Here is a 13,846-nt window from a genome sequence, read left to right on the forward strand (position 1 = left end):
ACCCGATCAAGGAGATACAACATGGCTAAGCTCAGCACCGAAGAGCTGCTCGACGCGTTCAAGGAGCTCACGCTCATCGAGCTGTCCGAGTTCGTCAAGGCGTTCGAGGAGACCTTCGACGTCACCGCTGCCGCCCCCGTGGCCGTTGCCGGCCCCGCCGCCGGTGGCGCTGCCCCCGCCGAAGAGGCCGAGGAGAAGGACTCGTTCGACGTCGTCCTCGAGGCCGCCGGCGACAAGAAGATCCAGGTCATCAAGGTCGTCCGCGAGCTCACCTCGCTCGGCCTCGGCGAGGCCAAGGCCGTCGTCGATGGCGCTCCCAAGGCCGTGCTCGAGGGCGCGAACAAGGAGACCGCCGAGAAGGCCAAGGCTGCCCTCGAGGAGGCCGGCGCTTCGGTGACCCTGAAGTAATTTCACTTCACGGTCGCGGTATCGCGATCACGAAGGCCCGGATGCCATCGGCGTCCGGGCCTTCGTCGTCGTCAGGCACAAAGGGCCCGGGGATGCCCTTGGCATCCGGGCCTTCGTCGTTTCCGCCGGAGTTCACATGATGGCAACGAACGAACCCTGGGAATTCCTGATGAGGTCGTCTACGGTCGAAGAGACCCCCCGTCGATCCCCCCACCCGACGATGTCCGTCGGTTTCGCAGGAGACTCATGTCCCACAGGCCTTCTCGGCGACCCTCGGGCCGCACCGCGACCGCGCTGAGCGCGACCGTCGCCGCCGCCCTTCTCGGTTCCGCCCTCGTCGCCCCCGCCGCCTCCGCTGCGCCGCTCACGCCTCCCGACGTCGTCTCGACTTCGGTGCCGGAAACCGCGACGGAGACCGCGGCTCCCCGCCCCGACGTCGTCACCCCGACCGCGGCCACTCCGACTCCGGAGACTGCCACACCTGCGGAACCTTCCGTCGCGGAACCGGCCCCCGTCGCGGCGGACCTCACACCGATCCGCGACATCCAGGGCGACGGCGACAGCACCCCGCTCGACGGTCAGACCGTCACCACCCGCGGCATCGTGACCGCCGCATACCCCACCGGCGGCTACAACGGCTTCTTCATCCAGACCGCCGGGACCGGCGGCCAGCTGGGCGCCGACCATGTGGCATCCGATGCCCTCTTCGTCTACGGCTCTCGCGCCGTCGCCCAGGTCGCCGTCGGCGACTACGTCGAGGTCAGCGGAACAGCGGGGGAGTACAACGGCCTGACCCAGATCGTCTCGGATGCCGACCTCGTCACGGTCCTGACCGGCGACGCCGATCCCGTCACGCCCGCCAGCGTCGCCTGGCCGCGCACCGACGAGGAGCGCGAGCGCCTCGAGGGGATGCTGCTGCAGCCACAGGGCGACTTCACCGTGACGAACACCTACATCACGGGGCAGTACGCCGAGGTCGGCCTCGCCGCCGGCACGACGCCGCTGCTCGCCCCCACCGAGGTCGCACGCCCGGGGACGCCGGAGTTCGACGACGTCGTGGTCGACAACGCGGCGCGCGGGGTGGTGCTCGATGACGGGGCGTCGCTGAACTTCCAGCGTTCCGCCACCGACGTTCCCCTGCCCTACCTCTCGCTCACCGATCCGGTGCGCGTGGGTGCGCCCGTGACGTTCACGCGGCCCGTGGTGCTGGACTTCCGCAACGACGCGTGGAAGTTCCAGCCGACCGAGCAGCTCACCGTCGACAATGCCGCCGACGTGCAGCCCGCGACGTTCGCCAACACCCGCACCCCGCACCCAGCGGACGTCGGCGGCACGGTGCAGCTCGCGAGCTTCAACGTGCTGAACTACTTCACCACCACCGCGGAAGACGTCGGGTGCGACTCCGTCTACACCGACCGCGAGGGCAACCCCATCACGGCGAACCGGTGCCCCGAGCCGGGGCCTCGCGGTGCCGCGAACGACGAGAACCTCCAGCGTCAGCAGGCGAAGATCGTCGCGGCGCTCAACGCCCTGGATGCCGAGGTCGTCTCCCTCGAGGAGATCGAGAACTCCGCGGCTCTCGGCAAGCCGCGCGACGAGGCGCTTTCCACACTCGTCGCCGCCCTCAATGCCGACCTGGGCGAGGACGTGTGGGCTTTCGTGCCGTCACCGTCCGCGCTGCCCGCATCGGAAGACGTCATCCGCACCGCTTTCATCTACAAGAAGGCGGCGGTGGGCCCCGTCGGCGACAGCGTCATCCTCGACGACCCGGCGTTCGCCAATGCGCGCCAGCCACTGGCCCAGGCGTTCGCCCCCGCGGGCAGCGACGACGCCGCGTTCGTCGCGATCGTCAACCACTTCAAGTCGAAGAGCGACAGCGACCCGGCCGCCGAGGGTGACAACGCCGACGGTGACCAGGGTGCCTTCAACGGCGATCGTGTGCGCCAGGCGCAGGCCCTCGTCTCCTTCGCGGACGCGCGCAGCGAGGCCCTCGGCGTCGAGGAGGTGTTCCTCCTCGGTGACTTCAACGCCTACACGCAGGAAGACCCGATCCAGGTGCTCCGCGACGCGGGCTACGCCGATCTCGGGGCCGACACCGGGAAGTACACGTACTCGTTCGACGGTCAGTCCGGCTCTCTCGACCATGTCCTCGCGTCTCCGGCGGCGCGAGAACTCGTCACCGGGACCGACGTCTGGAACATCAACGCCGGCGAGGCGCTCGCGCTCGAGTACAGCCGGTACAACGCGAACGTGCGCAGCTTCTACGACGCCTCGCCGTACCGTTCGAGCGACCACGACCCGGTCGTCGTCGGCATCGACCTGTCCGGCACGACACAGATCAACCTGCTCAACATCAACGACTTCCACGGACGCATCGACGGCAACACCGTGAAGTTCGCGGGCACGATCGAGCAGTTGCGGGCGCAGAAGGGCGACAGCCGATCGCTCTTCCTCTCCAACGGCGACAACATCGGCGCCTCGCTCTTCGCATCGGCCAACGCCGACGACGCTCCCACCATCGACGTGCTCAACGCGCTGGAGCTCGCGGCATCCGGAGTCGGCAACCACGAGTTCGACAAGGGGTTCGACGACCTCACCGGTCGTGTCGCCGAACGCGCGGCCTTCCCCTACCTCGGCGCCAACGTCTACCGCGACGGCGAGCCCGTGCTCCCCGGCTACGAGATCGTGGAGGTGAACGGCCTCCGGGTCGGCATCATCGCGGCCGTGACGGAGGAGACGGCTTCTCTCGTCAGTCCCGACGGCATCGAAGGCCTCGAGTTCCGCGAGCCCGTCGCCGAGGTCAACCGCGTGGTCTCCGAGATCCGCGACGACGTCGACATCCTCGTCGCCGAGTACCACGAGGGCGCACCCCAGGGCGAGTCCTCCGGGACGACACTGGAGCAAGCCCTCGCCGAGGGGGGAGCGTTCGCCCGCATCGTCACGCAGACGGATGCCGATGTCGACGCGATCTTCACGGGTCACACGCATGAGGAGTACGCGTGGGAGGCTCCCATCCCCGGCGGCGAGGGAACGCGTCCCGTGCTGCAGACGGGCAACTACGGCGAGAACATCGGCCAGGTCGTCTTGACCGTGGACCGTGAGAGCGGCGAGGTCGTCGACCACGAGGCGCGCAACGTGCCGCGGCTCTCGGCAGAGGTGATCGAGGACGACCCCGAGCAGACCGCCGAGAACAGCGCGGCCTTGGACGCCGAGATCATCGCGACCTACCCCCGCGTGGCCGAGGTCGCCGATATCGTCGAGCGCGCGCTCGCCGAGGCCGATCGCGTCGGCTCGCGTCCGGTGGGGTCGGTCGCGGCCGACATCACCACGGCGTTCCGCGGAGGATCCTACGTCGACGGCGTGTATCAGGGGGGTGACCGTGACGACCGTTCGAAGCAGTCCGCCCTCGGCAACCTCGTCGCCGACGCGCTGCTCGACACGCTCGACGACCCCGCACGAGGGGGAGCGGATGTCACGGTGGTGAACCCCGGTGGTCTCCGCGCGGAACTGCTCCGCGGAGACGACGGCGTGATCACCTTCGCCGAGGCCAACGCCGTGCTGCCGTTCGTCAACAACCTCGGTACCACCAGCCTGACCGGTGACCAGGTGCGCCGCCTGCTCGAGCAGCAGTGGGGCGATGCGGCGGGCCGTGAGGCGACACTGTCGTTGAGCGTCTCGGAGAACGTGCGCTACACCTACGACGCCACGCGCGCGGCGGGCGAGCGCATCACCGGGGTCTGGATCGACGGCGCGCCCGTCGACCCGGCCGCGTCGTACCGCGTCGGCTCGTTCAGCTTCCTCCTCTCGGGCGGTGACGCGTTCACCGTCTTCGACGAGGGCACGGATCCCCGTGATTCCGGGCTCATCGATCGCGACGGGTGGATCGCGTACCTGTCGGCCCACCCCGGACTCGTCCCCGACTTCACCGCCCGCGGTGTGCAGGTGACCGATGCTCCGGCGGAGGTGACGCGGGGTGCAGAGGCGGCGTTCACGGTGTCGGGCCTCGACCTGACCTCGCTCGGAAGTCCCGCCTCGACCGAGGCGACCGTCACGGTCGGTTCGGCCGAGCCGCAGACGGTGGCCGTCCGCGACGGGGCGGCTGAGGTCGCGGCGGCGGTGCCCGCCGAAGCGCCGGACACGCTCGACATCACCGTCTCCACGGCATCCGGGTCGACCGCGACCGTACCCGTCCGCGTGGTCGGCGGAGTCGACGTGCCCTCCGGGCCGGACGACGGCGGTGACGGAGAGGCGGTTCCTCCGCGCGGCCCCGATGGACTCCCGCGTACCGGAGCCGACACGGCCTGGATGGGCGGCGGTGTGCTCGCAGCCCTCGCGCTGCTGGCTCTCGGCGTGGTGCTGCGGCGCCGCGGAGTGCGGCAGGCCGACTGATCGGCGACAGGACGAGACCCCGGATGCCACGGCATCCGGGGTCTCGTCCGTGTCAGGCGGATCGTGGGGGAGCGGTGGAGGCGCGCACCACCAGACGTGTGACGGCCTCGGTGCGGCGGATCGGCTCGTCGGTGCCCTCGATCATCGACAGCAGCAGTCGCGTCGCCTCGACGCCCTGGTCGAGGGGGTACTGCTCCACCGTGGTCAGCGAGAACATCTCGGCGTAGTCGTGGCCGTCGATTCCCACGACGCTGAGCTCGGACGGAACGGAGATCCCCATGCGTCGCGCCGCGATGATGACGCCGATGGCGACCTCGTCACAGGCCGCGACGACGCCGGTCGGTCGCGAACCCGCGTCGGCGAGGAAGGATGCCGCCGCGGCGTACGCGTCGGTGATCGTCAGGGTCGAGGGCACGTTGCGGATGCGCACGGCCAGCCCATGATCGTTCATCGCATTGCGATAGCCGATCGAGCGCTCGTCGACGTCTTTCGCCGGAGCGTCGGTGGGGGGCGTGCTCCCGACGAAGGCGATGTCGGTGTGCCCCAGCGCGATCAGGTGCTGGGTGATGATGCGCGTGATCGCGATGTTGTCGAGACCGAGGGTGGGGACGCCCGACAGGGCGTTGCCGATGCTGACGACGGGTTTGCCGATGTTCGCCAGACGCTCGAGATCTGCGTCGTCGGGTTCGAGCGCCACCGCGATGATGCCGTCGAACCGTTTGCGCGCGAGGTACGTGGAGTACAGGCTCTCGCGGTCGTTGGAGCCGGGCTCGGCGACGTACAGCGTGACGTCGTAGCCGCGGGGGATGAGCGTCTGCTCGACACCCTCGACGATGGCACCGAAGTACCAGCGGTTGACCTTGGGGACGATCAGGGCGATGGTGCGCGTGCGACCGGTCGCCAGGCTCACCGCGCTGGTGGAGGGGACGTAACCCAGGGCCGAGGCGGCGTCGGACACGCGTCGGCGTGTGTCGTCGGAGACGTAGCCGCCGCCGGTCAGCGCGCGACTCGCCGTTGATTTCGACACGCCTGCCAGGCGTGCCACATCGGCGATTCCGCTCATCGGTGTGTTCCTCGAGGTCTGGTCGACCTCCGTGTCGACGTCGAAGCAGATTACCCGACTTCTCGTTTTTATGGAACCGGTTCCCCGCAGTGTCGCGGGCTGCGAACCGCATCATTCCGCGAGTTATGCGTTCGTGATCTTTCGGCGTTGCGCCAGGTCTGGTTCTCGCCTACGGTGATCTGGAATCGGTTCCTGATAGGTTCCGATGCACCATTGAACTCGAAGAGGAGAGACCACATGGGTATGTCACAGCGGTATCGCCTGCTGGCCCCCGTCGGGCTGCTGGCGGTCGGGGCGATCGCACTCGCAGGCTGCGCCGAGGGTGACAGCGGGAGCGGCGCGAGCTCGGGAGGCGAGACGACCGTCCGCATCTCCGGCGGCATCACCGGCGCTGAGGCCGATCTGCTGAACCAGTCGTTCGAGCAGTTCACCGCCGACACCGGCATCAAGGTCGTCTACACCGGCGACAAGAGCTTCGAGGGAAACATCGTCACCAAGGTGACCGGCGGCGACGCTCCCGACATCGCCATCGTCCCTCAGCCGGGTCTGCTGAAGACCCTCATCGGCACGGGCGACGTGCAGAAGGCGTCCGACACGGTCTCGTCCAACGTCGATCAGTACTGGGGCGAGGACTGGAAGTCCTACGGCAGCGAGGACGGCACGTTCTACGCGGCCCCCATGCTCGCCAACCTCAAGGGCTACGTCTGGTACTCGCCGGCGAAGTTCAAGGAGTGGGGTGTCGAGGTCCCCAAGACGCTCGATGAGCTCATGACACTGACCGCCACGATCCAGCAGAAGACCGGCGCCGCCCCCTGGTGTGCCGGCTTCGCCTCCGGAGACGCCTCCGGCTGGCCCGGCACCGACTGGATCGAGGACATGGTTCTCCGCCAGTCCGGCCCCGAGGTGTACGACCAGTGGGTCGCGAACGAGGTCAAGTTCACCGACGCCCCCATCAAGGAGGCTTTCGACGCGACGGGCAAGATCCTGCTCAACCCCGCATACGTCAACGCCGGCTTCGGTGACGTCAAGAGCATCAACTCGGTCGCCTTCGCCGACGTGGCCGCCAAGGTCGCCGACGGCAGCTGCCCGATGACGCACCAGGCCTCGTTCCTGTCGTCGAACTTCCTCACGGTCACCAACGCCGCGGGCCAGACGCCCACCGTCGCCCCCGACGGTGACGTCTACGCGTTCCTGCTCCCCGGCGTGACCGAAGGCCAGCTCGCGGTCGAGGGTGGCGGTGAGTTCGTCACCGCCTTCTCCGACGACGCGAACGTGCAGAAGGTCGTGGAGTTCATGTCGACGCCGGAGTTCGCCGACGCTCGCGTGAAGCTCGGCGGCGTGATCTCGGCGAACAAGGGTGCCGACCCGTCGCTCGCCTCCAGCGAGTTCCTCTCCGAGGCGATGAAGACGCTGCAGGACCCGAACACCACGCTCCGTTTCGACGCCTCCGACCTGATGCCCGCGACCGTCGGTTCGGGCTCGTTCTGGAAGGGCATGGTCAGCTGGATCGACGGCACGTCGACCGACCAGGTCCTCAGCGACATCCAGGCCGGTTACAACAACTGACCTCTTGAGGTCCACCCGATGGGTCGTCCGCGCGGCGGGCGGCCCATCGGGTCCATACTTCTCATCTGCCCGGCGCCGCCCGGGCATTCATCGGTGAGCACGAAGGCGTGCTCGGGAGGGACGTCATGACCGAGATCACACACGCGGAGAAGACGCCGTCGGCGTCACCTCCGCCGCGCGGGCGAGCGGCGGTCCGGCCGCGGGACTCCGCGCCACATCGCCGCACCACGTTGCTCGTGGTCATGGTGGGGCTCATCCTCGTGGTGGCGCTCTTCCTGTTCATGATCACGCGGGCTCCCGCAGAGACGAAGCCCACCACTCTCGGGTTCTCGCTCAACAGCTTCTTCAATTGGCTCGGCGGGCTGAGCCCCCTCGCGCAGATCCCGCTCGTCCTCCTCGCTTTCGGCGTGGTGGTCGGGCTGCTGCTCCTGCTGATCGAGTACGCCCCCCGCTCGGGCAAGGGCTACTTCTGGCTCCGCCTCGTGGCGTGCTTCGCGATCCCCGTGCTCGCGTTCATGCTGCTGCGTCCCTACCAGAACGCTGTCATCTACGTCCTCGGCATCGCGGTCATCCTCGGCGCGATCCTCTTCTACGCCGACTACCGGTCGCGCCAGGGAGCCGGCTATCTCTTCCAGCTGATCCTCTTCGCCGCCCCGGCCGCGATCCTGCTGCTGCTCGGCCTGGTCTACCCCGCGATCACCACGTTCTTCCAGTCGTTCTTCGACAAGACCGGTGACAACTTCGTCGGTTTCGACAACTACGTGTGGACCTTCACGAACCCCGAGGGATTCTGGTCGGTCATCAACACCCTCATCTGGGTGCTCCTCGCCCCCACCATCGCCACCGCGATCGGCCTCGCCTACGCCGTCTTCATCGACCGGGCTGCGGGGGAGAAGTACCTCAAGGTGCTCATCTTCATGCCGTTCGCGATCTCGTTCGTCGGCGCCGGCATCATCTGGAAGTTCGTCTACGACTTCCGTCAGGGCGACCAGCTCGGCATCCTAAACGCCATCGTCACCGCCTTCGGGGGACAACCGGTCTCGTGGCTCGCCGCCACGCCGCTGGTCAACACGCTGCTCCTGGTCGTGGTGTTCATCTGGAGTCAGACGGGCCTCGCGATGGTCATCCTGTCGGCGGCGATCAAGGCCGTGCCGCCGGAGCAGATGGAGGCCGCCGAACTCGACGGCGCGAGCGCGTGGGAGCGTTTCATCAATGTCACCGTTCCCGGCATCCGCTCGTCGCTCATCGTCGTGCTCACCACGATCGCGATCGGTGCGCTGAAGATCTACGACATCGTCGCGGTCATGACCGGTGGCCGTAACGACTCGACCGTTCTCGCCTTCGAGATGGTCAATCAGCAGCAACGTTTCCAGAGCTACGGGCACTCCGCGGCGCTGGCGGTCGTGCTGTTCGTCTTCGTGCTCCCGCTGATCATCTTCAACGTGCGCCAGATCCGGAAGCAGAGGGAAGTGCGATGACCACCTCGACCGTCGTCCTCGAGCCCACGACCGACTCGCGCTCTGCGCGTCAGGTCGCGCGCGACACCCGCAAGCACGAGGCCATGGCCCGCAAGCGCCTGACCTCGAAGGGCGCCACGATCGCGGCCGTCGTGATCGCGTTCTTCTGGACCATCCCGACGTTCGGCTTGTTCGTGACGTCGTTCCGCCCCGGATCCGACACCCAGTCGACCGGGTGGTGGACCGTCTTCACCGACCCGAGCTTCACGCTGGAGAACTACCGGCTCGCCCTGACGTCCGGTGGCACGGCTCTGACCCTCGCGCAGTCGTTCCTGAACTCGCTCGCGATCACGATCCCGGTCGTGATCTTCGCCCTCGCGATCGCCTCGCTCATCGCGTACGCGTTCGCGTGGATCGACTTCAAGGGCCGCAACTTCTTCTTCATCTTCATCTTCGCGTTGCAGATCGTGCCCCTGCAGATGGCGCTCGTGCCGCTGCTGAGCCTGTTCTCGCGCGGCCTCACGATCAACGAGGTCACGATCTTCCCGGGCTTCGACCTGCGCGGGGTGGAGCACAGCTTCGCCACCGTGTGGATCGCGCACGTGATCTTCGCGATGCCGTTGGCGATCTTCCTGCTGCACAACTTCATCGCTGAGATTCCGAACGAGGTGATCGAGGCCGCGCGCGTGGACGGTGCCGGGCACGGTCAGGTGTTCTTCCGCATCATCCTCCCGCTCGCCGCTCCCGCGCTCGCCTCGTTCGCGGTGCTGGAGTTCATCTGGGTGTGGAACGACCTGCTGGTGGCGACGATCTTCGCGCCATCGTCATCGCTGCCACTGACACAGTCGCTCAACTCCCTGTCGGGCACCTGGGGCGACCAGTGGTTCCTGCAGTCGGCGGGAACGTTCATCTCGATCCTCGTGCCGATCATCGTGTTCTTCCTGCTGCAGCGCTTCTTCGTGCGCGGTCTGCTGGCGGGCGCGACGAAGGGCTGAACCCGGAACGACGAAGGGGCGTGGCATCCGGTGGGGTGCCACGCCCCTTTCGTCGTTCCCGGATACGTCTGCCGGGCCGGGGCCGAATGCTCGGCGGTTTCCTGAGCGCACGCATAAACGCGATCCGCGCTCATAAACGCGTGGAGGTCGCGTTTATGCGTGTCGATCGCGTTTATGCGGGCCACTCCACGCCCCGCGCCGCCCGCCCGCACCCGCCGCGCGGCGCGCGGGGGCTCAGGCGCTGCAGCTCAAGCGTGACTGGATGTCGCGCATCGCGTCGATCTCAGCCGACTGGCCGGTGATGATCGCCTGCGCGACCTCGGCCACGCGCTGGTCGTCACCCAGCTCGATGACGGCCTGTGCCATCGGGATCGCCCCCTGGTGGTGGCGGATCATCAGGCTCAGGAAGAGGCAGTCGGCGGGCTGGCCCTCGAGGGTGCGCAGCTGGTCGAGCTCGGCATCCGTGGCCATGCCCATCTGCGCGAGGAGCTCCTCCTGCGTGTACGCGGCGGTGTCGCCGTGGCTGTGCGCCCCGGATGCCTGCATCCACGTCATGAGCGGCTGCGGGGAGGACTGGGGGAGACCCCACTGCACGAGCCACCCGTACATCTCGCCGCGCTGGCCGGACTGGGTCGTGGCGATGTCGTATGACAGGGTGCGCAGCTCGTCGTCGTCGGTCTTGCGATAGATCTCCATCGCCATGAGCACCGCCTGCGTGTGGTGCACCTGCATGTCGCGGGCGAAGCCCGCCTCGGCGGAGGTCGTCGAGGGGTACGTGGGCGCGGCCGTCGCACCGAACGCGGTGAAACGTCCGATGGCGAAGGCCACGGCCACGACCGCGACGGTGACGATCGCGATGACGATCCACCGGACCGCGGGGCGGGCGACCGGGGCGTCGTCGCTCATCGTCAGGCCTTGCCGGGTCCGTCGATCGCGCCGGAGCACGTGGCGTTCGGCTCGGGGACGTTCTGGCTGCGCCAGTACTCGGTGAAGAACTCGCCGATGCGCGGGTCGGTCGGGTCGTCGACCTTGAGCTGGTGGTTCCATCCGCTGACGGCGACAGGGGTGTCGAGGCCCGGGTACGGCGAGAGGATCGCGTAGCTCGAGGGCATGACGGCCTTCAGCGCGTCGATACCGGCCGCGTCGACCTCGTCGGGGTTGTAGGTGATCCAGATCGCGCCGTGCTCGAGCGAGTGCACGGCGTTCTCGTTCTGCTGCGGCTCGGTGTAGACGCCGCAATTCAGCCAGTACGGGTTGTGCGGGCCGCCGGCGGGCGGGTTCTGCTCGTAGGTCACGGCGCCCTGCACGTGGTCGGAGCGGTTCTCGAACGTCTGCACGCCCTCGATCTCGCGACCGGTGCTGTTGCCGGCCTGGTAGCTGGTCGGCGGCTCGGGGGCGAAGACGAACGAGGCCACCACGAGACCGACGATCGCGAGAGCCGCGGTCGATCCGACGACCCACCACACGAGCTTGCCGCGCTTGCGCCGCGCGATCTGCTTCTGGTACTCGGCGAGCTTCGCCTGGCGCTTCTGCTCACGCTGCTGCTTGACGGTCAGGTCGATCTCCGACTGCTTCGCCGGATTTCCGCTGAGGCGTTTTTCGGGGGGAGGGGTCATGCGCTGTGTTCGTCTCTCTTCGGGGCGGGACACGTCGGTCGAGGCCGATTCGTCCCACCCTATTCGGATGAATGAGGTGCGGGCCTGGGAGGAAACCGCATTCCCGATGGTGGAGACCCGGGGCCCCGCGGTAGTATGACGATGTCGAATCGATTCGAGGTTCGACGATCCCCCAATATTTCTTCAGCCCGACTCGATTCGGGCTGTCCGTGTTGCGAAACGAATTGACGCGTGCTCGATACTGCTTCTCTCCCCGTCGTCCCCCCGAAGGCCCCCGTCGAACGATCGGCGACGGACGCCATCCGCACCCTGGGCACGAATCCCGCGACGGCGCCGATCGTGCTGCACCCCGGCGATGCCATCCCCGCCTCGCGCCGTCTGCTGTACATCATCGTCCTCGGGGCTCTGACGGCGCTCGGACCGTTCACCATCGACCTGTATCTGCCGGCGTTCCCCGTGCTCGAGGCCGATTTCCAGACCAGTGCTGCCGCGATCCAGCTCACCCTGACGGGGACGATGATCGGGTTCGCGCTGGGGCAGCTGATCGTCGGGCCCTTGAGCGACAAGGTCGGTCGACGGCTGCCGCTGCTGTCGGTGACCGCCCTGCACGTGGCCGCAAGCATCTTCGCCGCCCTCGCCCCGTCACTCGAGACGCTGTCGATCGCCCGCGTGCTGATGGGGGCGGGAGCTGCCGCGGGCGGCGTGGTGGCCGCGGCCATCATCCGCGATCTGTTCGGTGGACGCCGCCTCGTGGTCATGCTGTCGCGCATGGCCATGGTGTCGGGTGTCGCCCCCGTGCTCGCCCCCCTCGCCGGATCGGCCCTGCTGCTGGTGATGGACTGGCGGGGCATCTTCGTGGTGCTGGCCGTCTACGGCGCCCTCATGCTCGTGTCCGCGGTGCTGTTCGTCCCCGAGACGTTGCCGCCGGCGCGCCGCAGCGGCCCCGGAACGACGACGGTGTGGCAGCGCTACGCGAGCGTCTTCCGCGACCGCGTCTTCATCGGTGTGCTCATCATCGGCGCCATGGCCTTCAGCGGGCTGTTCTCCTACCTCTCGGCATCCTCGTTCCTCTTCCAGGAGACGTACGACTTCGATGCCCAGCAGTACGGCGTTCTTTTCGCGGTGAACTCCGTGGGCGTCGTGGTCGGCGTGCAGATCGCGTCCCGCCTGGCAGCGCGGTTCGGTCCCCAGTGGGTGCTCGCGGTGTCCACGCTCGTGCTCGTCCTCGCGGGCGGAACGATCGTGCTCACCGACCAGCTCGGTCTGGGGCTCTGGGGAACCGTGATCCCGCTGTTCTTCTTCATGACCGCGTGCGGTTTCACGTTCCCCTGCGCGCAGGTGCTCGCGCTCGACCGCCACGGCAAGGCCGCGGGCACGGCACAGTCGATCATCGGGGCGGCGAACTTCGGTGTCGCGGGGATCATCTCGCCCGTCGTGGGGCTGCTGTCGACCGGAGCGGGCATCACCGCGACGACGATGGCCTCGGTCATGGTGGGGTGCGCGATCATCGGCGTGCTGGCGCTGTGGGTGCTCGTGCGACCGCGCACGGTCGAGCGACTCGCTCCCTGACGGCGGGCCGAGAAGGGTAGCAGAGGGCGCGCCCCCGCAGCGATGTGCGCGCAGAGGCGGCATCATGAACCAATGGATGCCGACTCCGCCGCCGCGACGCCCCTCACGGTCCGCTCCGAGCGCATGCGGGGCATCTTCGGCGTCACCTTGGTGGCTCTGGCCTGCGGACTCGGTGCGTGGGTGTTCTTCCGCGGGGCGACGCCGTTCGCGATCGACGTGTGGTGGAACCAGCTCTTCGTCGCGGCGCCCTCGCAGCCGCTCCTCACCTTCGCGTTGACGTTGGACGAGATCGGCGGGCACTGGGTGGCGGTGTTCGTCGTTCCGCTCGGGGGAGCGCTGGCCTTGTTCCTCGTGGGACGCCGTTGGGCCGCGCTGTACTTCCTGGCCGCGTCGGTGGGAAGCGCCGCCATCGTGCAACTGCTCAAGCACACATTCGGGCGCGCGCGTCCCGAAGACATCCTCGTCCTCTCGGATCACGGATCCTTCCCCTCCGGACACACGGCCAATGCCGCCACCGTCGCGGTGGTCGCAGCCATCGTCTTCCCCGCGGTCTGGGTCCGCATCGCGGGGGTCGCGTGGGTCGTCCTCATGGCGTTCAGTCGCACCTACCTGCATGCGCATTGGCTCTCCGACACGCTCGGCGGCGCGCTGGTGGGAGCGGGGGTCGCTCTCATCCTCGCGGCCTCTTTCTCACACCTGCGTGTGCGCGACGACGACCGTCTCGCGGTGCGTCGGGCCGTGCGGAGGTCGGATGCCGCGACCCCGGCGTCATCGTAGGCTGAC

Annotated in this window: 10 protein-coding genes; 7 read left to right on the forward strand and 3 right to left on the reverse strand. The window is 68.1% G+C overall.

What is annotated here, in order from left to right; genetic code table 11:
- Positions 1-21 precede the first annotated feature (21 nt).
- Complete coding sequence (gene rplL / locus PIR02_10920) at positions 22-408, forward strand: 50S ribosomal protein L7/L12 (GenBank protein ID WZH35291.1); 387 nt, start codon at positions 22-24, stop codon at positions 406-408.
- Positions 409-654: 246 nt separating this feature from the next.
- Entirely contained in the window at positions 655-4,797 is a 4,143-nt protein-coding gene (locus PIR02_10925; protein WZH35292.1) for an ExeM/NucH family extracellular endonuclease, read from the forward strand.
- 52 nt (positions 4,798-4,849) lie between these two features.
- On the opposite strand, the gene PIR02_10930 is transcribed toward PIR02_10925, so the two are convergent.
- Positions 4,850-5,860 carry a LacI family DNA-binding transcriptional regulator gene (locus PIR02_10930; protein ID WZH35293.1) on the reverse strand — a complete coding sequence of 337 codons (1,011 nt, stop codon included), beginning with the start codon at positions 5,858-5,860 and terminating at the stop codon, positions 4,850-4,852.
- Positions 5,861-6,097: 237 nt separating this feature from the next.
- Between PIR02_10930 and PIR02_10935 the strand changes: the two genes are divergently transcribed.
- From PIR02_10935 to PIR02_10945, 3 genes are all read left to right on the forward strand, one after another.
- On the forward strand, positions 6,098-7,426 hold the full coding sequence (locus PIR02_10935; protein WZH35294.1) for an extracellular solute-binding protein: 1,329 nt from the start codon (positions 6,098-6,100) through the stop codon (positions 7,424-7,426).
- 125 nt (positions 7,427-7,551) lie between these two features.
- A complete protein-coding gene (locus PIR02_10940) occupies positions 7,552-8,904 on the forward strand; it encodes a sugar ABC transporter permease (protein WZH35295.1) in 1,353 nt (450 codons plus the stop codon).
- Positions 8,901-9,878, forward strand: coding sequence for a carbohydrate ABC transporter permease (locus tag PIR02_10945; protein WZH35296.1), 978 nt, complete (start codon positions 8,901-8,903; stop codon positions 9,876-9,878). The genes PIR02_10940 and PIR02_10945 overlap by 4 nt, the downstream gene beginning before the upstream one ends.
- Before the next feature lie 234 nt (positions 9,879-10,112).
- Here the strand turns inward: PIR02_10945 and PIR02_10950 are convergent, their stop codons facing one another.
- Together PIR02_10950 and PIR02_10955 are read right to left on the reverse strand one after the other, a co-directional pair.
- Complete coding sequence (locus PIR02_10950; protein WZH35297.1) at positions 10,113-10,784, reverse strand: DUF305 domain-containing protein; 672 nt, start codon at positions 10,782-10,784, stop codon at positions 10,113-10,115.
- A gap of 2 nt (positions 10,785-10,786) precedes the next feature.
- Entirely contained in the window at positions 10,787-11,494 is a 708-nt protein-coding gene (locus PIR02_10955) for a DUF3105 domain-containing protein (protein WZH35298.1), read from the reverse strand.
- Between the two features lie 231 nt (positions 11,495-11,725).
- On the opposite strand from PIR02_10955, the gene PIR02_10960 reads away from it, so the two are divergent.
- Entirely contained in the window at positions 11,726-13,063 is a 1,338-nt protein-coding gene (locus tag PIR02_10960; GenBank protein WZH35299.1) for a multidrug effflux MFS transporter, read from the forward strand.
- A 72-nt stretch (positions 13,064-13,135) separates the two neighbouring features.
- A complete protein-coding gene (locus tag PIR02_10965) occupies positions 13,136-13,840 on the forward strand; it encodes a phosphatase PAP2 family protein (protein ID WZH35300.1) in 705 nt (234 codons plus the stop codon).
- Positions 13,841-13,846 lie beyond the last annotated feature (6 nt).

Source organism: Microbacterium enclense, assembly GCA_038182865.1.
In the GTDB taxonomy this organism is placed as follows: domain Bacteria; phylum Actinomycetota; class Actinomycetes; order Actinomycetales; family Microbacteriaceae; genus Microbacterium; species Microbacterium enclense_B.

Coding starts and splice junctions, on each gene's coding strand:
- rplL (WZH35291.1), top strand. CDS start 22: ATGGCTAAGCTCAGCACCGAAGAGCTGCTCGACGCGTTCAAGGAGCTC.
- PIR02_10925 (WZH35292.1), top strand. CDS start 655: ATGTCCCACAGGCCTTCTCGGCGACCCTCGGGCCGCACCGCGACCGCG.
- PIR02_10930 (WZH35293.1), bottom strand. CDS start 5,860: ATGAGCGGAATCGCCGATGTGGCACGCCTGGCAGGCGTGTCGAAATCA.
- PIR02_10935 (WZH35294.1), top strand. CDS start 6,098: ATGGGTATGTCACAGCGGTATCGCCTGCTGGCCCCCGTCGGGCTGCTG.
- PIR02_10940 (WZH35295.1), top strand. CDS start 7,552: ATGACCGAGATCACACACGCGGAGAAGACGCCGTCGGCGTCACCTCCG.
- PIR02_10945 (WZH35296.1), top strand. CDS start 8,901: ATGACCACCTCGACCGTCGTCCTCGAGCCCACGACCGACTCGCGCTCT.
- PIR02_10950 (WZH35297.1), bottom strand. CDS start 10,784: ATGAGCGACGACGCCCCGGTCGCCCGCCCCGCGGTCCGGTGGATCGTC.
- PIR02_10955 (WZH35298.1), bottom strand. CDS start 11,494: ATGACCCCTCCCCCCGAAAAACGCCTCAGCGGAAATCCGGCGAAGCAG.
- PIR02_10965 (WZH35300.1), top strand. CDS start 13,136: ATGGATGCCGACTCCGCCGCCGCGACGCCCCTCACGGTCCGCTCCGAG.